Below are 19,546 nucleotides of genomic sequence, written 5' to 3' on the forward strand. Positions count from 1 at the left end.
ATCCTTTAGATGCCTAGGGCACTAATAGTAACCACAAGGACAAAACACAATGTGTGAGCTTTGCAAGGCCGGTTTCCCGCGCCAACATAACCACCCGACCCGCCGGACATTCCTGCGCAGCGCCATGGCCAGTGCCGCTGCGGCGGCGTTTCTGCCGGCCTTCATGACACGCCCCGCCATGGCGCAGGACCTGCCCGCTGGCGTGGGTGAGGCTGGCCGCCGCACTCTGATCAAAGGCGGCCATATCCTGAGCCAGGATTCGACCATTGGCGATTTCACTGGGGATGTGCTGCTGGAAGGCAGCCGGATTTTGGAGGTCGCACCATCGATTGACGCAGGCGACACCGCTGTGATCGACGCCACAGGCCGGATCGTGATGCCGGGATTTGTCGACACGCATCACCACCAGTTTGAAACATCATTGCGGTCCTATCTGCCCAACGGGATCATGTTCGGCGATCCGACACGGCCCGATGAGCCGAATTATCTGGATGATATCCTTGGCAAATTCTCCAAGGTTTACCGGCCAGAGGATGTCTATATCGCGCAGCTTTTTGGTGGTTTGAGCCAGTTGGATGCCGGTGTGACCACCGTCCATGACGTCTCACAAATCCACCATTCGCCCGCCCATTCCGATGCGGTGATCGCCGGGATGCAGGCCGTCGGTCGGCGCGGTGTGTTCGGTTATTTTGAAGGCTATGGTCCCGATCTGGCCTATCCGCAGGATGCCCGCCGTCTGCGGAACGAGTATTTCGCATCCGACGATCAATTGCTGACCATGCTGATGGGTGGTGAAGTCTATCTGCCCGGTGTTGATCCGCTGGAACTCTGGCGGCTGGGGCAAGAGCTTGACCTGATGATCGGGCTGCATGTCGTCGGATCGCTTGGGATGCAAGAGACGATGGATAATCTGATCCCGCATTACACTGACAAACACCTGTTCATCCATATGACCGGCATGTCCGACGCCGCATGGAATCGTGCGCAGGAAGTCGGCGCGCATGTCTCACTGTCGGTGCCGATCGAGATGCAGATGCGCCACGGCACGCCGCCGATCCAGAAAGCCATCGATATGGGCATGGCGCCATCTCTGTCGGTCGATGTCGAATGCACGATGACCGCCGATTTCTTTACCCAGATGCGCGGCGCGATGACGGTGCAACGGATGTTCGCCAACGAGATTGCATTGGAACAAGGGCCAGAGGCGGCCCCTGCCCTGATGGATGTGCGCGATGCGATCACCTTTGCCACGATCAATGGCGCGGCTGGGTTGAAGCTAGATCACAAGGTCGGGTCGCTGACGCCGGGCAAAGAGGCGGATATCATCCTGCTCAACGCTGACGCGCTGAACGTGGCCCCGCTGAACAATGCGGCAGGCGCGGTGGTGACGCTGATGGAACGTTCCAACGTGGAAACCGTGCTCGTCGCGGGCCAGATCAAGAAATGGCAGGGCGCGATGGTCGGCCATGATATCGCCGCTTTGCGTGATCAGATTGTTGCTTCGCGTGACTATCTGTTCGAGGCGGCAGAGGTCGATATCCCCTTGTTTGACTGATAAATCCTGGCCCTGTGCTGCCCGGGAACGGATGCGCGCAGGGCCATTTTGCAGGCTGTGCCGCGCGAAAAGTGCAAAATAGCCTGCAAAAAATTCTTGCCCCAATGTATATAATAGTATTTATTTTCCCGCAGGTCCGGAGGGGACCAACGAGATCTCGGGAGGATTTCTTATGCTGAAACGTATTTTGATGGCCAGTGTGGCTGTCACGAGCTTTGGGGCCGTTGCGGCCCATGCGCAGACCATCGGCTTTTCGCAGATCGGGTCTGAATCCGGTTGGCGCGCCGCCGAAACCACTGTCACGATGCAAGAGGCCGAAGCACGCGGCATCGATCTGCGCTTTTCTGACGCGCAGCAGCGGCAGGAAAACCAGATTGCGGCACTGCGGTCGTTCATCGCACAAGGTGTCGACGGTATCCTGCTGGCCCCGGTCGTCGCAACCGGCTGGGATTCGGTCCTGGAAGAGGCGGCAGAGGCTGAAATTCCAGTCGTCCTGCTGGACCGCATGGTCGACAGCGACCCAGAGCTTTACCTGACCGCTGTCGGGTCCGATCTGGTGCATGAAGGTCGCGTTGCGGGGGAATGGCTGGTCGAAACTGTCGATGGTGCGGAATGCCGGGTCTTTGAATTGCAGGGCACAACCGGGTCTTCGCCCGCGATTGACCGCAAGGCCGGTTTTGAAGAAGGCATCGCAGGGGCCGATAATATCGAGATCGTGCGCAGCCAGACCGGCGATTTCACCCGGACGCGCGGCAAGGAAGTCATGGAAAGCTTCCTGCAGGCGGAAAATGGCGGCGCGGATATCTGCGCGCTTTACGCCCATAACGACGATATGGCCGTCGGTGCCATTCAGGCGATCAAAGAGGCTGGACTGACCCCAGGCACCGATATCCTGGTCGTCTCAATTGACGCCGTGCCGGATATCTTCCTTGCGCTGGCTGCGGGTGAGGCGAATGCCACGGTGGAACTGACCCCGAACATGGCAGGCCCTGCATTTGACGCGCTGGAGGCTTATTTCGCCGATGGCACGATGCCTGAAAAATTCATCCAGACAGAATCGCGGCTTTATACCCAAGCTGATGATCCTGCCGGTGAATATGAGGCCCGCAAAGATCTGGGTTACTGATATTGTAACGCCTGTTGCCGGGGCGCGGGGAAACCTGCGCCCCGGCGTCATCTTTGCCCCTGCCCTGCACGAGGCCCCGAATGCTGCTTGCGACACGCGACCTGACCAAGACGTTTCCCGGAACAAAAGCGCTGGACGCTGTCAGTTTCGGCCTGAAAGCGGGCGAGGTTCACGCCCTGCTGGGCGAAAACGGGGCCGGAAAATCGACCCTGATCAAATGCCTGACCGGCGCATATAGACGCGATTCCGGTGATATTCTGTTCGAAGGCCAGCCGATATCGCCACAAAGCACGCTGGAAGCGCAGGCGATTGGCATCGGCACGGTTTATCAGGAGGTCAATCTGCTGCCCAACCTGACGGTGGCGGAAAACCTGACCCTTGGCCATCCGCCGCGCCGGTTTGGCATGATCCGCACGCGCGCGATGATCGCGCAGGCGGATGAAATGCTGGCGGGTTATGGCCTTGATATCGATGTGCGCCGGACGCTTGACCAATATTCCGTCGCGGTGCAGCAGATCGTGGCGATTGCCCGCGCGGTGCATTTGTCAGGCCGTGTGCTGATCCTTGATGAACCCACCGCCAGCCTTGATGCGCGCGAAGTGCAGATGCTGTTCGATGTGGTGCGCGACCTGCGCGCGCGCGGGCTGGGGATCATCTTTATCTCACATTTTCTGGATCAGGTGTTCGAAATCTCGGACCGTCTGACCATTCTGCGCAATGGCCAGCATATCGCGACACATGAGGCGGCGGATGTGGACCGGATGCAATTAATCACCTTGATGCTGGGCCATGAATTGCAACAGGAAACCGCCACAAAGCTGCGCCCGATGGCGGACAGCACAGATGCGATCCGCTTTACCGGCGTCGGGCGGCGGGGCCGGATCGCGCCTTTTGACCTGACCGTCCACAAGGGCGAAGTCATCGGGATGGCGGGCCTGCTTGGTTCTGGTCGCACGGAAAGCGCAGAGGTGCTATTCGGCGCTGTCCCCAGCGACAGCGGCACAGCGGAAGACAGCAATGGTACAGTGGACCTACGCAATCCACGTGCGGCGATTGCCGCCGGTTTTGCCTTCGCGCCCGAGGATCGCAAGACCGACGGGATCATCGCGGAACTGAGCGTGCGGGAAAACATCATCCTCGCGCTGCAAGCGCGGCGCGGATGGGCGCGCCCGATCCCGCAGGCCGAACAGGTCCGCATGGCGAATGAGTATATCGCCCGGCTGGATATCCGCACACCGGATGCAGAAAAACCTGTGGGCCTGCTGTCAGGCGGCAATCAGCAAAAGGTGATCCTTGCCCGTTGGCTCGCGACCAACCCACGGTTTCTTATCCTTGATGAACCGACGCGCGGGATCGATGTGGGCGCCCATGCTGAAATTCTGCGGCTGATTGAAGAGGTTGTGGCCCAAGGCATGTCGATCCTCGTGATCTCATCCGAGCTGGATGAACTTGTCGCCGTTTCCCATCGCGTGATCGTCGTGCGCGACCGGCAGCATGTGTCCGAATTAACGGGGGAAGATGTGACCAGCGATACGATTGTCCGCGCGATTGCAGCGCCAGAGGTGGTGGCATGAAGACCGTTCTGCGCCGCATTGCACCCCAATTGCTGACATTGGCCGCCGTGATCGTGTTGGTCAGCATATACTTCCCCAGTTTCTGGCAGATCGTCTATGTGAATGACCGCCTTGTCGGCATCCCGATTGACGTGATCAAACGGGGCGCTCCTGTTGCCCTGTTGGCCATCGGCATGACATTGGTCATTGCCACGCGCGGCATCGACCTGTCGGTCGGCGCGGTGATGGCGATCTGCGGCGCGAGTGCGGCCTGGTCGATTGATCAGGGCTTCGGCCTGTGGTCCGCGCTTGGCATCGCGCTGGTTGCGGGGCTGGTCTGCGGCTTGTGGAACGGGTTGTTGGTCGCTGTCTTCAACATCCAGCCGATTGTCGCAACATTGATCCTAATGGTGGCAGGGCGCGGCGTTGCGCAGCTGATCACCGGTGGGACAATCCTGACCTTTGACAATGATATGTTTTCCTATCTGGGATCAGGCACATTGTTCGGCATCCCGGTGCCTGCAGTGATCTGGGTGCTGACGGGTATCGGCTTTGGCCTGTTGGTGCGGCGCACAGCGCTTGGGCTCTTGGTGGAATCCATCGGGGTGAACCTGCGCGCCAGCACGCTGACCGGGATCAACAGCCGCGTCTTGCTGATCGCCGTCTATATGGGTTCTGGGTTTTGCGCCGCTTTGGCGGGGATCATTGCCACAGCGGATATCCGCGGGGCAGATGCCAATAACGCGGGGCTTTGGCTGGAGCTTGACGCGATCCTTGCCGTGGTCATCGGGGGTAATTCGCTGCTGGGTGGTCGGTTTTCGATCCTCGCCTCGATCCTTGGCGCGATGATCATCCAGACGATCAACACCGGCATTCTGCTGGCGGGCTTCCCGTCCGAGTTCAATCTGGTGATCAAGGCGGTGCTGGTGATCGTCATCCTTGTGCTGCAATCACCCAAAGTGCTGCCGCAACTGGCTTATCTCTGGCCCAAGCGACAAAGTGCCGGAACGGGGACAAAGACATGAACATCCGCGCGCTGCCGCTTTATGCGACGATTGCCATCTTTCTGCTGGCCTATCTGATCTGCTATATTCAGTTCCCGGCGATGCTATCCACGCGGGTCATTGGCAATCTTCTGACTGACAATGCCTATCTCGGGATCGTCGCGGTGGGCATGACCATTGTGATCATCTCGGGCGGGATCGATCTGTCGGTGGGGTCTGTCATCGCCTTTGCCGGTGTCTTTATCGCGGTGGTTTTGCGCGATACTGGGCTGCATCCATTGGTGGCCTTTGCGATGTTACTTGCGATCACCACCGCCTTTGGCGCGGCAATGGGTGGGATGATCTATCTGCTGGCAATGCCGCCTTTCATCGTCACGCTGGCGGGCATGTTTCTGGCGCGCGGGGCGAGCTACATGCTGTCGATTGACTCCGTCCCGATTGCCGATCCGTTCTACGACATGATGCAGCGCGCCTATTATCTGATGCCGGGCCGGGGACGTTTGACGTTGCTGGCGGTGATCATGATCGCCGCTGTGGCCGTGGGGATGATCGTGCTGCACCGCACCCGCTTTGGCACCAATGTCTATGCCCTGGGCGGGGGCGAGGCGACGGCGCGGCTGATGGGGGTCGCGGTTGGCCCGACGACCGTGGCGGTCTATGCGTTTTCGGGCTTTATGGCTGGGCTTTCGGGCATCGTGTTTTCTATCTACACCTCTGCCGGTTATCCGCTGGCGACGGTCGGGGTGGAACTGAATGCCATTGCCGCAGTGGTCATCGGCGGTACACTTTTGACTGGCGGCAGCGGCTATATGTTTGGTACTTTGATCGGTGTTCTGACCATGGGTCTGATCCAGACCTATATTGTCTTCGACGGCAGCCTGTCGAGCTGGTGGACAAAAATCGTGATCGGCGCTCTGCTGCTGATGTTCATCCTGCTGCAAAAAGGACTGCTGCGTTTACGCATTAACAAGTAGCTAAGGAGAAATCATGTCCGATCTGTTGCGCGATGCCCTGAACGAAACGCTGGTGCGCAATAGCCATGGGCAAGTTGTCGAAGGGATCGGCAGCGCGATTGTCAGTGGCAAATATCCGCAAGGATCGATCCTGCCACGCGATGAAGAACTGGCGGGCCAATTCGGTGTTTCACGCACCGTGTTGCGCGAGGCGATGAAAACCCTGTCCGCCAAAGGCATGATCGTCGCCCGCACCCGCGTTGGCACCAAAGTTTGCGACCGGCAGCAATGGAACCTTTTTGATGCCGCAGTGCTGGTCTGGCATCTGAATGAATATCCCGACATGGGGTTTCTGGATCAGTTGTTCGAGATGCGGCTGACGATGGAACCTGCCGCCGCCGCCATGGCCGCGACCCGCGCGACTACGGAAGAAATTACCTTGCTTTACGATCATGCCGAAGCGATGCGAACAGCAGAAAGTGACAAGACCTTTGCGATGGCCGATCTTGCGCTGCACCGCGCGATTACCAAAGCCTCGGGCAATGTGTTCATGCATTCGGTGGGCACTTTGATCGAGGCGGCTTTGCTGACCACGTTCCGGCTCAGCTCGCCCGCGTCAGAGCCGGTGACGCAGCAGGATGTCTCTGCCGCGCATCTGCGCATTGTCGATGCCATCGCGCGGCGTGATACCGGTGGCGCGGAACAGGCGATGCGCGATGTGATCCTTTATGGGCAAAGGCGGATCAGCGGCGCGGTGCGCTGAGCGCGCCGGTCTGACCCTAGACCGCCATTTCCGGCGCGACGAGATGACCGCAGCCGATATCCGTCAGCGCCAGCCGGGTGACGTCATCGCCGATCCGGCGCATTGGCGATGGTGGCTCGCTCGCTGGGCGCAGATATGCGCTACGCTGGCGAGTTGGGTCGGGGACCGGCACCGCATCCAGCAGACGTTGCGTATAGGGATGGCGCGGATTTCCGAAGATCTGGTCGCGCGTGCCCATCTCGACGATCTGGCCCAGATACATCACGGCCAGCCTGTCGACGACATTTTCGACCACTGCCATATCGTGGCTGATGAACAGATAGGCCACGCCGAATTCGGCCTTCAATTCTTCCAACAGGGCCAGCACGCGCGCCTGCACCGACACGTCCAAGGCAGAGACACTTTCATCGCAAATGATCAGCCGGGGCCGCAAGGCAAGCGCACGAGCGACGCAGATCCGTTGCCGCTGGCCGCCGGAAAATTCATGCGGATAGCGCGTCATCTGGTCACTGGTCAGCCCGACGCGGCGAAAGAGTTCTGCCGTGCGATCACGTCGTTCGCTGGCCGTGCCGATCCCGTGGATCACCAAGGGTTCGGCCACTGCATCGCCGACCTTCATCCGTGGGTCGAGGGCGGCCATAGGGTCCTGAAACACCATCTGCACATCGCGGCAGATATTTTTGCGGCCCTGCGCGGTCAGACCTGACAAGGATTTGCCATCCACATTGATCTGCCCCTGATGCGGAACCAAACCAGCCAGCGCCTTGGCAATCGTGGATTTGCCACAGCCGCTTTCGCCGACAAGGCCAAAGGTCTCGCCGGGCTGTATGTCGAAGCTCACGCCTTCCACCGCATGCACGCGGTGGGTGGGACGGCCCAGAAAATTCGCGCCGATGTCGAAATGCACTTTCACATTGACCAATCGCGCCACCGGGACCAATGCCTTGGGCGGCAAAGGTGCCGCACGCGCGGCCCCTGCCCCCAGCCGTGGCACAGAAGCCAGCAGATCGCGGGTATATGCCGCCTGTGGCGCGGCGAAGACGTCAATCGTCCGCCCTTGTTCAACCATCCGGCCCGCCTGCATCACCACGACGCGATCCGCGGTTTCGGCCACCACGCCCATATCATGCGTGATCAAGATAATCGCCGTGCCGGTTTCCTGCTGCAAGTCTTTTAGCAGTTCCAGCACCTCGCGCTGCACGGTCACATCCAATGCGGTCGTCGGTTCATCCGCGATCAGAAGCGCGGGACGTAAGGCCAGCGCCATGGCGATCATCACCCGCTGGCGCATCCCGCCAGATAATTCATGCGGATATTGGCCCATCCGGCGTTCGGGCTCGGCAAGCCGCACTTGCCGCAAGGCCCCAATCGCCGCCTCGCGCGCCTGATGGCGCGACAGCGGCTCATGCGCCCGGATCGCCTCGATTAATTGCGTGCCGATGGTCTGCACCGGGTTCAGCGATGTCATCGGTTCCTGAAAGATCATCGCCACCTGCGCGCCGCGCAAAGGCCGCATCTGGTTTTCGGTAAGTTGCGCCAGATCGGTGCCACCCAGCAGCATCTGCCCGGACGTCACAGTCACATTGTTCGGCAGCAAACCCATCAGGGCGAGCGAGGTGATGGATTTCCCCGAACCGCTTTCCCCTGCAATCGCCAGGGTTTCGCCCGCACGCAGATCGAAACGCAGGTCCGAGACAAGGGGTTTCACCACCCCCCTGTCCCGGACAGAGACGGTCAGATCGCGGACCGACAGCAACGGATCAGACATATTCATGCGAAAACCGAGCGTGGGAAATAGAACGATACCACCCAATTGGGCATATCGACGATTTCCGATATCCGCAGATCGCCACAGGTCGACACCAGCATATAGGCATCGACCGCCGCCATGCCGTGCTGTGCACAGAGCAGATCGACCATCTGTTCAACCGCCTGCCGCGCGCCTGTCATCAGGTCAGGGCCGATGCCAGTCGTCACCTCATAGCCATCCGCGTCGATATGGCGGGTCACCGGACCCGGCGTGGTGAAACGCGGCATTTTTAGGTTGGCACCTTTCACCAGATCCAGCGTCAGCGTCACATCCATCGGGCTTTCGATGGCGGTGCCGCAAACCTCGCCATCGCCTTGGGCGGCATGGGTGTCGCCCACGGAAAACAACGCCCCCGCGACCTCGACCGGTAGGTAAAGCACCGTGCCTTTTGCGATATCACGGATGTCGAGATTGCCGCCCGTCCGACGTGGTGGCACGATGGAATGCAGGCCGGGTTCGGCCTGCGCGACACCGATAGTGCCGGTGAACGGCTTCAGCGCGACCTTGCCATGTGCGCCCCAAAGCGCGGGTGCCAGACTGACCGCATCGTATTTCCATAAGGTCAGTGCCGGATCGGTGAACTGATCGGCGAGCAGCCCGAAACCGGGGATATTCGCCGTCCAGCCCCAGGCAGAGCCATCCTGCACGCGCGGCGCAAAGTCATGCAGCGTGATTTTCAGCGCATCGCCGGGTTCGGCCCCATCGACATAGATCGGGCCGGACACCGGATTGATCTTGCCGAAATCCAGCGCTGTGACGTCAGCTACTGTGCTCGACGGGCCAAGCTGGCCCGCCGATGAATCCTGACAGTGAAACAGGATCGTTGATCCCGGTGCGACCACCTCGGCCGGGGCAATGGAATTGTCCCAGCCGAAATGGTGCTGCGCCCCGTGGATCGTGTAGTCGCAGTTTTTGCACATTTTATTATTCAGTCACAAAGACATAGTCATAGTTGACAGGGATCGACACCGGATCGACATAGAGCGCGTCATCACCACCCATGCGGGCCGATTTCATCGTGTAGCGCTGTTCGTTGAACACTGGCACCCACGGGGCTTCGGCCATCACGTCCTGATAGACCTGCGACCACATTTCCAGCCGTTCTGGTGCGGCAGGGTCGATGAAGCTGTCAGCTTCGACAGCCATGGCATCGATCCCTTCATTGCAGAATTTCGACCAGTTCCAGCCCCCCTCGCCCGCGCCGGCGCAACCGAGGATCGGGCCATAGAAGTTCGACGGATCCGGGAAATCCGCGATCCAGGCCATGCCGCCGGACCAGATCATCGGCGCCTCACCCGCGCCGCCAGCCTCGATCACATTGGCCTGTGCCAGGCTGCGGATTTCCAGCGTCACGCCGATCTCTGCCAGATCCTGCTGGATCGCCTGGGCGATGCGCGGGTTAGGGTCAGTGTTCATCACGTAAAGCTCGGTGGTGAAACCATCCGCGAAACCGGCCTCGGCCAGCTTGGCCTTGGCAGCTTCGACATCATAGGCGAAACCATCGAACCCTTCGCTATAACCCGGCATGCTGGGTGGCAGCGGCTGGGTGGCGGGCACAGCGCGCCCGTTGATGATCTGAACGATCCGTTCCTTGTTGATCGCCATATTCACCGCCTCGCGCACGGCAAGCTGATCGAACGGGGCAACGCCGACATTCAACGTGATATAGCCGGTATGCAGCTGGCCGCCTTCGATCACGCGCGCAGCCTGTTCGGGATCAGCCATGACTTCGACGAATTTCGCAGGGGGGATGCCGTCACCCGGCACGTCGACTTCACCCTGTTGCAAGCGAAGAAGTGCTACAATCGGCTCTTGCCCGACTTCAAAGGTGATCCCATCAAGATATGGCACGCCTTCACGCCAGTATTCGGCGTTCTTTTCAAAGACGACGCGCTGGCCGATGGTCCAGTCAGTCAGTTTGAACGCGCCCGTGCCGACAGGGTTCTTGCCGAAATCATCGCCCATTTCCTCGACCACCTCCTGCGGCACGATAGAGGCAAAGTTCAGCCCCATCACATGCAGGAAGGTTGCATCAGGCCGTGACAGGGTGATCTGCACGGTCAGCGGATCGATCACTTCGACCCCCGCCAACGTCTCTGCCGCACCGCTTGAAATCTCGTCAAACCCGACAATCGACGCAAAGAACCCTGCGCCGGGGGATTGCGTGGCAGGCAAGGTCACACGGTCGAGCGAATATTTGACATCTTCCGCCGTCATTTCACGGCCGTTGTGGAAGGTCACACCCTCGCGCAGCGTGAAGGTAAAGACTGTGCCATCCTCGGACACCTCATAGCTTTCGGCCAGACCGGGGCGCAGATCGGTGGTGCCGGGGACATAATCCATCAGCCCGTCAAATAGCGATTTGATCATCGACCAGTTCTGCCAATCATAGCCGATGGCTGGGTCGAGCGTGGCGACATCATCCTTATAGGTGATGGTGATCATGCCACCCGGTGTCGCCTCGGGGTCAGGTGTGTAATCCTGCGCCGCCAGCGGCAGCGCCATGGCAGCGATAAGAGCAGTCGAACAAAGCAGTTTTTTCATGATGATCTTCCTGTTGTTGAGGTTGGTTTGTGCTTCACCGCATCTTGATGCGCGGATCGATGAAGGGGGTGATGACGTCAGCCAAAAGATTGCCCAGCACGATGGCGGTCGCCGACACCATGGTCACCCCCATGATGATCGGGATATCGACACGCTGGATTGCCTGCCAGGCAAGCTGGCCGATGCCGGGCCAGCCGAACACGCTTTCGACGACGACGAGCCCGCCCATGAAAATACCGATATCGATCCCGATCATCGCGATAATCGGCAGGATCGCATTGGGCAGGGCATGGCGGGTCAGAATGCGCGCACGGGTCAGCCCCTTGGCGCGGGCGGTGCGGATGTAATCCTGCCGCAGCACCTCGATCATCGATGACCGCATCATGCGCGAATACCAGCCTGATCCCATGATCCCCAGCGTGACCGCGGGCAAAACCAGATGCGCGAAGGTGCCGTAACCGCCGATGGGAAACCAGCCAAGCTGGACGGCAAAGACGTATAGCAGCAGCAGACCGACCACGAATTGCGGGGCAGAGACGGCGACAAAACTGGTCACCATCAAAGCCTGATCCAAGGGCCGCCCGCGAAAGATCGCTGCGATCACGCCCAAGGTCAGCCCGATCAGCAATTCACAGAAAATGCCCCCCGCCATCAACAGCAAGGTTGCGGGCAGGCGCGAGGCGATCAGCGCCGACACTTCGGTGCGTTGCAGGTAACTGCGGCCCATATCGCCTTGGACAAGGCCCGCCAGATAGCGACCATATTGCACCAGCAACGGCTGATCCAGCCCCAGTTGCTGACGGATATTTTCCACCGTCTGCGCCGTGGCCGACCGCCCCGCGATCTGGCGCACCGGATCGGCAGGCAGGACGTAAAGCAGAACGAACGTGATGAAACTGACGCCCAGCAGGATCAACAGGGCCTGAATGACGCGACGCAACAGATATCCGGCCATCAATCCTGCCCTCTTTGTGTGGGGTCCAGCACATCGCGCAGGGCGTCACCGACCAGATTGAACGCCAATGCCAGCAGCAGGATCGCGGCACCGGGGATGAACACCAGCCACGGCGCGGCCTGAAAATAGGTCTGGTTTTCAAAAATGATATTGCCCCAGCTTGGCGTTGGCGGCTGCACACCGACACCAAGGAAACTCAGGGTCGCCTCCAACAACACGGTGACCGAAATCCCCAACGTGCCCCAGACAATCAGCGTCGGCACCAGATGCGGGAGGATATGCCGGAACAGGATGCGCGATTGCGATGCGCCCAAGGTGCGTTCGGCGGCGATGAATTCACGCTCTGACAGGCTGGTGGTTTCAGTATAGACCACACGCGCAGTCTGCACCCAGTTCACCAATGCGATGACCATCGCCACGATCCAGAGCGAGGGCTGGAAAATCGCCGCCAGACAAATCGCCAGCAACAGCGCCGGAAAGGCCATCATCAGATCGGTGAAGCGCATCAGCACCGATCCAATCCAGCCCCGCAGAAACCCGGCAGTCAGCCCGATCAATGTGCCGATGATCAGCGCCGCGCCATTCGCCACCACCCCGATGATCAGCGAGGTGCGCGCGCCGTAAAGGATACGGCTGAACAGATCGCGCCCCAACAAGTCCGTGCCCATCAGAAAGTCGCCGCCCGGCGGCATCGGTGCGCCTTGCAGGGTCAGACCATCGAACAATTGCTCGTTCGGGCCATAGCGCACCAGCCAAGGTGCAAAGATCGCGCCACCCACGACGATGAAAATGATCGCAAAGCCGAACAAGGCAAGCTTGCGGCGCAGCAACCGCCGCCACACGCCCGCAGGCGAAACGATGACCGGGGTGATATCAACCATGATCACTCTCCTGTGGTCCGGCGTTGGAGACGATGCGTTCTGCCGCTTCCTCGAAACTCACCCGCCAGGCCATCGCCATCGCGCGCAACTGATCATAGGCGGCATCTTCCGACTTGCCCCGCGCAGCCAGCAAGGCCACGGCACGCACCACGGTTTGCCGCTGGCCCAACCGCGCGCGCAGGCTGGTAATCCGGTCGGCCATCTCCGCGCGTGCGTCAAAAGTCGCGCGGGCGATCAGCAAGGCGGAATAGACGCCGCCAGTTCCCACAGGCTTCAAAATCTGCGCGTCAGCGCCGAAATTCATCAGCCATTCGATGCGCCCCGGCGCCTCGGACCCGACAAGGGCGATAGTGGGCATCGGGGCCTGACCCGCAGGCCAGGGGAATTGATCGTCATAGGCGGGATCAACATCCAGAAACAGATAATCAGCCCCGCGCGCCGCCACTGGCAAGCTGGGCCAATGCGGGGTCACTTGCAGGCCAATCGCCTCTAACTGGCGGGTCAGGGCGACCACGGTGGCATGTGGCCGGTGCAGGATCGCAGCATTTGCCCCGCCCAATTCAGGGATCTGCAAGCGGCGCATCATGTGACCACCCGCAAGGCAGGACGTAACGTCTCGCGGCCCATTGTCAGATAAGGATCACCCTCTACCGGCCCCATGGATTTCAGCGCGACAAAGGCACCCTGCTGCACCTGCGCGATGACGACTGGCAGGCTGGTGTGATGCGTGCGCGCATTGATCCCAAGCTGCGCGGCTTCCGGCAGGGCGAGCAATTGCGCCAGCGGCCACATCTCGGCCCCCGGACGCCCATGCAACAAACGCGCCAGCATCATGACAGAGGCATGGGCTGCCGCCTCGAAAGACGACCCGAAGTCCCTGCCCTCGCCCTGCGCCAGACCGGGCTGTCCGCGAAACCACGGCCCGGCAGCGATCACGCCTTCGGCAGCAGCACCAATCGCAGGTAATTCGCATTCGGTCAGGTTGCAGGACAGCACCGGGCAATTCCCTTGCGCGAAATAGAGATCACGGGCGCGCAGGTCGGCCATCCCTTGCAAGAACGCATATTGCGATGGGCCGATCAGTTGATTAAGTACGAAATCGGGCCGCATCTCGGCGATCTCGGCCACGATCCGCGCCACATCGGTGGACCCCAGCGGCAGATACCGTTCGCCCAGCACCGACCCGCCAGCGCGCATACCGATTTCGCGCGCCAGCCGGTTCATTTCCCAGCCCCAGATGTAATTCGACCCGGTGAGATAGCTCCGCGTGCCGTGCCGGGCAAAGGCGTGATCCAGCAATGGCAACAGGTGCTGGTTCGGGCAGGCGTGGGTATAGACGATGCGGTCAGATGTTTCGAACCCTTCATGCGGCACCGGATACCATAGCGCGCCATCCGCCCGCTCAAGAGCGGGGATCACTTCCTTACGGCTCCATGATGTGGTGCAGCCAATGACATGGCGCGCGTCCGTTTCGCGCAGGATGTCTTCGCAGAGCGGCGCATAGGCATCGACATTGCCCTGCGGATCACGCGTGATAGCCCGAAAGGCGATATCAAACGCAGGGTCAACATTGACCTGCGCGATGGCCTTGAGTGCACCGGTCAGGCTCGCCTCGCCCAGCAGGCTATAGGTGCCGGAGCGCGAGAACAGGATGCCAAGGTCGATCTTGCGTTTCAATGCGATGCCTCAAACGAAAAAAGCCCCGCTTTCCCAAACGCAGATAGCGTTGCGGGAAAAGCGAGGCGTGAATGCCGATATGTCTTGATCAAGATCGCCCGAGATTTGACTTTATGTCAACTGCAAGACAGAGCAGGCGATCTCGATCGGTGTGATGGCTTAAAATTTAAGCGCTTTTGGTGATATCTGCCCCGAACAGGGCGATATGGTTGAAACCTGCCTTCAGGCTGATGCGCGCACCTTCTGCGTCTGCACGCCAAGCCCGTCGATGCCAAGGCGCAGAACCTCGCCGCCTTTGAGGTAATGTGGTGGCTTTTGCCCCATCCCGACACCGGGCGGCGTCCCGGTTGAGATGATGTCACCCGGTTGCAGGCTCATGAACCGTGAACAATAGGCGATCAAATGCGGCACCTTGTAGACCATCGTCGCGGTGCTGCCGTCCTGATAGCGCTTGCCGTCCACCTCCAGCCACAGGCCGAGGGCGTCATGATCAGCGATTTCATCCGGTGTCACCAGCCAGGGGCCGGTCGGACCGAAAGTGTCGCAGCCCTTACCCTTGTCCCATGTGCCGGCGCGTTCGATCTGATATTCGCGTTCAGACACGTCATTGATCACGCAGAAACCGGCGACGTGGTTCATCGCATCGGCTTCTTCAATATAGGCACCGCCCTGCCCGATCACGACACCCAGTTCGACCTCCCAATCGGTTTTGACCGATCCACGCGGGATCTGGATATCATCGTCAGGCCCGCAGATGGCCGAGGTCCATTTGTTGAAAATCACTGGCTCCGGCGGCACGTCAAGACCGCTTTCGGCGGCATGATCGGCATAGTTCAAGCCGATGCAGATAAATTTACCCACCTGCCCGACGCACGGCCCAAGGCGCAGATCGTCCTGCGGCGTGCCAGCAACAACCGGCAGGCTGTCGATATCCAGCGCCTTCAGCCGCGCAATCGTATCGGGCAGCAGCGCCGCACCGGCGACATCTGGCACATGAGCAGACAGATCGCGCACGTGACCTTCCGCGTCCAGACATCCGGGTTTTTCCTGACCGCGCGGGCCGTAACGCAATAGTTTCATCTGCTCTCTTTCTTCATTTAATATGGCGCAGCCCCGGACCTGATCCGGGAGCTTGCCCCGGACCCCGATCCGGGGCCGCTAGTTCTGATCAATCGTAAAGAACCGCCTGAATGTCAGCATCATCGATATTGGACTGATCATAATAGTAAAAGCCCGTGTCGATCACCGCTGGCAATTCTTCCCCGTTCATCGCCGCAATTGCGGCCTTGACGGTTTCATAGCCGATCCCCACCGGGTTCTGCGTGATCGCGCCTGCCATCAGACCCTCGCGGATCGCATCGGTCTGCGCCTTGCCGGAATCATAACCGATGATGGTGACACCTTCGGTGCCCATTTCACGCACCGCATTGACGATCCCGATGGCCGATCCCTCATTGGTGCCGAACATCCCGTCCAGATCAGGGTTGGCGGTCAGGATCGCCTTGGCGACTTCGGTTGATTGCAACTGATCGCCTGCCCCATATTGCACGCTGACAATATTGATATCGGGATAGGCGGCTTCCATCTGGTTCAGAAACCCGTCGCGCCGGTCAATCCCGGTGCGGCTGGTCTGGTCATGGGCGACGACGGCAACATTGCCTGCGCCGCCGATCAGTTCCGCCATCTTGTCAGCGGCCAAAGCAGCGGCAGCGACGTTGTCGGTCGTGGCCGTGGTGACAGGAATATCGCTGTCCACACCGCTGTCAAAGGCAACAATCGCGATGCCCGCATCGGCGGCCTGCTGTAGCAGCGGGATAGCGGCCTGACTGTCGAGCGCGGCAAAGCCGATGGCAGACGGGTTATTGGCCAAAGCGGCAGACAGCATGTCGATCTGGCGGTCCACCATGGTTTCGTTGTCGGGGCCCTCAAAAGTGATACGCACCCCTTCTTCTGCCGCGGCCTGATCGGCACCGGCTTTTACTGCCTGCCAGAACTGGTGCTGAAACCCTTTCGAGATCAGCGGGATATAGATTTCATCCTGAGCAAAGGCAGCAGGTGCCGTGCTCATGGTCAAAGTGGCGGCAAATGCGCCGAATAAAACGCGACGTGACAACATGTGGTTTCCTCCCTTGGTTGTCGGTTGTCCCGGCCACCTTTTGCCGGGGATCGTGGTAAATGGTGTCAGGCAGACCGTCTGCGGCGCAGCATATCGGCATAGACCGCCAGAATGATGATCGCGCCGGTGACAACGGTCTGCCATTCCTGCGCGACGGACAGGACCCGCAGGCCGTTGGTCAGCACCGCCATGATCAAGGCGCCGATCAGCGAGCCGAGGATCGAGCCGCGCCCACCGGACAGCGACGTCCCGCCGATGACCACCGCCGCAATCGCCTCCAATTCATAGCCGAGCCCCAACGCGGGCTGCGCCGAATTCAGCCGCGATGCGATCAGCAGTCCGGCGATGCCAACGATGGCACCTGACAGCGCATAAATAGCAATCTTCCAACGGTCGGTATTCACACCCGACAGCCGCACCGATTCCTCGTTCGACCCCAGCGCGAAACAATAGCGCCCCAGCACCGTGCGGTTCAGGATATAGGCGGTGACACCGGCGACGACGAAAAGGATCAGCACGCCATTGGGGATCGGCACAGCCGGGAATATCTGCCCGATCAGCGACCCGCGCGAGATTTCGCTGAACCCCGGCGTATCGTTGAAATAGATCGGGCGGGTGCCGGAGATCACAAGACTCATTCCCTTAAGGATCAGCATCATCCCCAATGTGGCAATGAACGGCGGGATTTTCATCTTGGCAACAAAGGTGCCGGAACAAAGCCCGCAACCCGCACCGGTGGCAATCGCCGCGATCACACCCAGCCACAGCGGCAGACCAGCATAGGTCAGCACCACCCCGGTGATCACCGCGCAAAAGGTCATCATCGTCCCGACCGACAGATCAATCCCGCCGGTGATGATCACCAGCGTCACCGCAATGGCCAACACCCCGTTGACCGATGTCGCCTGCAGGATCGCTATCATATTCGAGGTCTGCATGAAATTCGGCGAGGCTATCGAGAAACCGATCAGCAGGATGATCAAACTGGCAAAGGCCAGCACCCGCTGATGCGTCCCCGTCGCGATCATCCTTGCGGCGACAGATTTCGGGGCGTCCTGGGTTGATATGCTCATTATGCGTCCTCCGCTTCGACCACAGCACTTTCGCGCTGCGTGGCCAATGTCATGATGTCCTGCTGGCTGGTGCCTGCGCCGCCGGGCAGAATGCCGGTCAGGCGCCCCTCGCACATCACCGCGATCCGGTGCGACAGGCGCATCACCTCCGGCAATTCCGATGAGATGACGATGATCGCGCGACCTTGCGCGGCGAGTTCTTCCAGCAGGGCGTAGATTTCGGACTTTGCGCCCACGTCAATGCCGCGCGTCGGCTCATCAAAGATCAGCACATCGCAATCACGCAGCAGCCATTTCGCGATGACCACCTTTTGCTGGTTGCCCCCCGACAAAAGCCGCACATCCTGCAGGTCAGACGGCGTGCGGATACGCAACTTGTCGATATAGGACAGCGCAGTTTTCTGCATGGCGGCTTCGTTCAGGATGCCTGCCTTGCTGGTGAATGTCGCAAGGCTCGACATTGCAATATTGGCCCGCACCGACATATCCACGGCAAGCCCCAGATGTTTGCGATCTTCCGACAAATAGCCGATCCCGGCGGCAACAGCGTCACAGGGACTACGGATATCGACCGGCTGACCGCCCACCAAAATCTCGCCCGCGTCGCGTTTATCCGCGCCAAAGATGATCCGTGCCACCTCGGTCCGGCCCGCGCCCATCAGCCCGGCAAAGCCAAGGATTTCGCCCTTGCGCACATCAAAGCTGACGCCGCGCACATCCCGGCCGCGCGACAGGTTGCGGACTTCCAGCGCGACCGCGTTCCGGCTGGTGTCTGGAAATTCCGGGATCACATGCGCCAGATCGCGGCCCACCATCAGCTGAATGATCTTGTCCAAAGGTGTCGTCGCCGCATCCACCGTATCGATATAGGCCCCATCGCGCAGCACGGTGACACGGTCGGCGATCCGTTTGATCTCATCCATCCGGTGGCTGATATAGACGATGCCAACGCCATCAGCCTTCAGCTTGTTGATCACCGCGAAGAGTTCGGTGATTTCGGCATCATTCAGCGCGGCGGTCGGTTCATCCATCACCAGAACGCGGGGGTTGTAGGAGAGCGCCTTGGCAATCTCGATCAATTGCTGGCGCGCAATGGTCTGGGTGCCGACCATGGTGCGCGGGTCCAGCGCGAGGCTGAGAGAGGCGAAAATTTCCGCCGTCTGCCGGTTCAGCGCCGCCTCATCCAGCCGCCCGAAACTGCGGCGCGGTTCGCGCCCGATCAGCACATTCTGCGCGGCGGTCAAGTCATTCATCAGGCTGAGTTCCTGATGGATGATCCCGATCCCCAGATCCTGCGCCGCGCGTGGGCTGTCAGGCGTGACCGGCGCGCCGTTCACAAACATCTCCCCGCCGTCGCGGGCATAGATACCCGCCATGATCTTCATCAGGGTCGATTTGCCGGCACCGTTTTCGCCCATCAGGGCATGGACTTCGCCCGCGCGCAGATCGAACTGCACGCCTTTGAGCGCGTGAACACCCGGAAAGCGTTTCTCGATCCCTCGCATTTCGACCAGAAATGTCATGTGCTGCGGCCCT

At 60.2% G+C, this 19,546-nt stretch carries 17 protein-coding genes; 6 read left to right on the forward strand and 11 right to left on the reverse strand.

Annotated features, from left to right (window positions below; genetic code table 11):
* The first annotated feature begins 49 nt into the window (after nt 1-49).
* From VOY09_RS02980 to VOY09_RS03005, 6 genes are all read left to right on the forward strand, one after another.
* Nucleotides 50-1,555, forward strand: coding sequence for an amidohydrolase family protein (locus VOY09_RS02980; protein ID WP_322892371.1), 1,506 nt, complete (start codon nt 50-52; stop codon nt 1,553-1,555).
* A 172-nt stretch (nt 1,556-1,727) separates the two neighbouring features.
* Nucleotides 1,728-2,681, forward strand: coding sequence for a galactofuranose ABC transporter, galactofuranose-binding protein YtfQ (gene ytfQ, locus VOY09_RS02985; RefSeq protein WP_322892370.1), 954 nt, complete (start codon nt 1,728-1,730; stop codon nt 2,679-2,681).
* Nucleotides 2,682-2,761: 80 nt separating this feature from the next.
* Nucleotides 2,762-4,255 (forward strand): sugar ABC transporter ATP-binding protein, encoded by a 1,494-nt coding sequence (locus tag VOY09_RS02990; protein ID WP_322892369.1) that lies wholly within the window; start codon nt 2,762-2,764, stop codon nt 4,253-4,255.
* Nucleotides 4,252-5,259, forward strand: coding sequence for an ABC transporter permease (locus VOY09_RS02995; protein WP_322892368.1), 1,008 nt, complete (start codon nt 4,252-4,254; stop codon nt 5,257-5,259). The genes VOY09_RS02990 and VOY09_RS02995 overlap by 4 nt, the downstream gene beginning before the upstream one ends.
* Complete coding sequence (gene yjfF / locus VOY09_RS03000; RefSeq protein WP_322892367.1) at nt 5,256-6,212, forward strand: galactofuranose ABC transporter, permease protein YjfF; 957 nt, start codon at nt 5,256-5,258, stop codon at nt 6,210-6,212. Before VOY09_RS02995 ends, yjfF begins: the two co-directional genes overlap by 4 nt.
* A gap of 13 nt (nt 6,213-6,225) precedes the next feature.
* Complete coding sequence (locus VOY09_RS03005) at nt 6,226-6,954, forward strand: FadR/GntR family transcriptional regulator (RefSeq protein ID WP_322892366.1); 729 nt, start codon at nt 6,226-6,228, stop codon at nt 6,952-6,954.
* Between the two features lie 16 nt (nt 6,955-6,970).
* Here VOY09_RS03005 and VOY09_RS03010 read toward each other — a convergent pair whose 3' ends face one another.
* The 11 genes from VOY09_RS03010 to VOY09_RS03060 all read right to left on the reverse strand — a co-directional run bounded on the left by VOY09_RS03010 (nt 6,971) and on the right by VOY09_RS03060 (nt 19,533).
* Complete coding sequence (locus tag VOY09_RS03010; protein WP_322892365.1) at nt 6,971-8,728, reverse strand: ABC transporter ATP-binding protein; 1,758 nt, start codon at nt 8,726-8,728, stop codon at nt 6,971-6,973.
* Nucleotides 8,725-9,684, reverse strand: coding sequence for an acetamidase/formamidase family protein (locus VOY09_RS03015; protein ID WP_322892364.1), 960 nt, complete (start codon nt 9,682-9,684; stop codon nt 8,725-8,727). The genes VOY09_RS03010 and VOY09_RS03015 overlap by 4 nt, the downstream gene beginning before the upstream one ends.
* A 4-nt stretch (nt 9,685-9,688) precedes the next feature.
* On the reverse strand, nt 9,689-11,308 hold the full coding sequence (locus VOY09_RS03020; protein WP_322892363.1) for an ABC transporter substrate-binding protein: 1,620 nt from the start codon (nt 11,306-11,308) through the stop codon (nt 9,689-9,691).
* 34 nt (nt 11,309-11,342) lie between these two features.
* Entirely contained in the window at nt 11,343-12,263 is a 921-nt protein-coding gene (locus VOY09_RS03025) for an ABC transporter permease (RefSeq protein ID WP_322892362.1), read from the reverse strand.
* Nucleotides 12,263-13,144, reverse strand: a complete 882-nt coding sequence (locus tag VOY09_RS03030) for an ABC transporter permease (RefSeq protein WP_322892361.1) — start codon at nt 13,142-13,144, stop codon at nt 12,263-12,265. The genes VOY09_RS03025 and VOY09_RS03030 overlap by 1 nt, the downstream gene beginning before the upstream one ends.
* Nucleotides 13,137-13,730, reverse strand: coding sequence for an ANTAR domain-containing response regulator (locus VOY09_RS03035; RefSeq protein ID WP_322892360.1), 594 nt, complete (start codon nt 13,728-13,730; stop codon nt 13,137-13,139). Before VOY09_RS03035 ends, VOY09_RS03030 begins: the two co-directional genes overlap by 8 nt.
* Nucleotides 13,727-14,821, reverse strand: a complete 1,095-nt coding sequence (locus tag VOY09_RS03040) for a transporter substrate-binding protein (RefSeq protein ID WP_322892359.1) — start codon at nt 14,819-14,821, stop codon at nt 13,727-13,729. The genes VOY09_RS03035 and VOY09_RS03040 overlap by 4 nt, the downstream gene beginning before the upstream one ends.
* A 222-nt stretch (nt 14,822-15,043) precedes the next feature.
* On the reverse strand, nt 15,044-15,901 hold the full coding sequence (locus VOY09_RS03045; RefSeq protein ID WP_322892358.1) for a fumarylacetoacetate hydrolase family protein: 858 nt from the start codon (nt 15,899-15,901) through the stop codon (nt 15,044-15,046).
* An 88-nt stretch (nt 15,902-15,989) separates the two neighbouring features.
* Nucleotides 15,990-16,937, reverse strand: coding sequence for an ABC transporter substrate-binding protein (locus VOY09_RS03050; RefSeq protein ID WP_322892357.1), 948 nt, complete (start codon nt 16,935-16,937; stop codon nt 15,990-15,992).
* Between the two features lie 65 nt (nt 16,938-17,002).
* Nucleotides 17,003-18,010, reverse strand: a complete 1,008-nt coding sequence (locus VOY09_RS03055; RefSeq protein ID WP_322892356.1) for an ABC transporter permease — start codon at nt 18,008-18,010, stop codon at nt 17,003-17,005.
* Complete coding sequence (locus VOY09_RS03060) at nt 18,010-19,533, reverse strand: sugar ABC transporter ATP-binding protein (protein ID WP_322892355.1); 1,524 nt, start codon at nt 19,531-19,533, stop codon at nt 18,010-18,012. The genes VOY09_RS03055 and VOY09_RS03060 overlap by 1 nt, the downstream gene beginning before the upstream one ends.
* Nucleotides 19,534-19,546 lie beyond the last annotated feature (13 nt).

Source organism: Yoonia sp. 67-2 (genome assembly GCF_035117555.1).
Lineage (GTDB): Bacteria > Pseudomonadota > Alphaproteobacteria > Rhodobacterales > Rhodobacteraceae > Yoonia.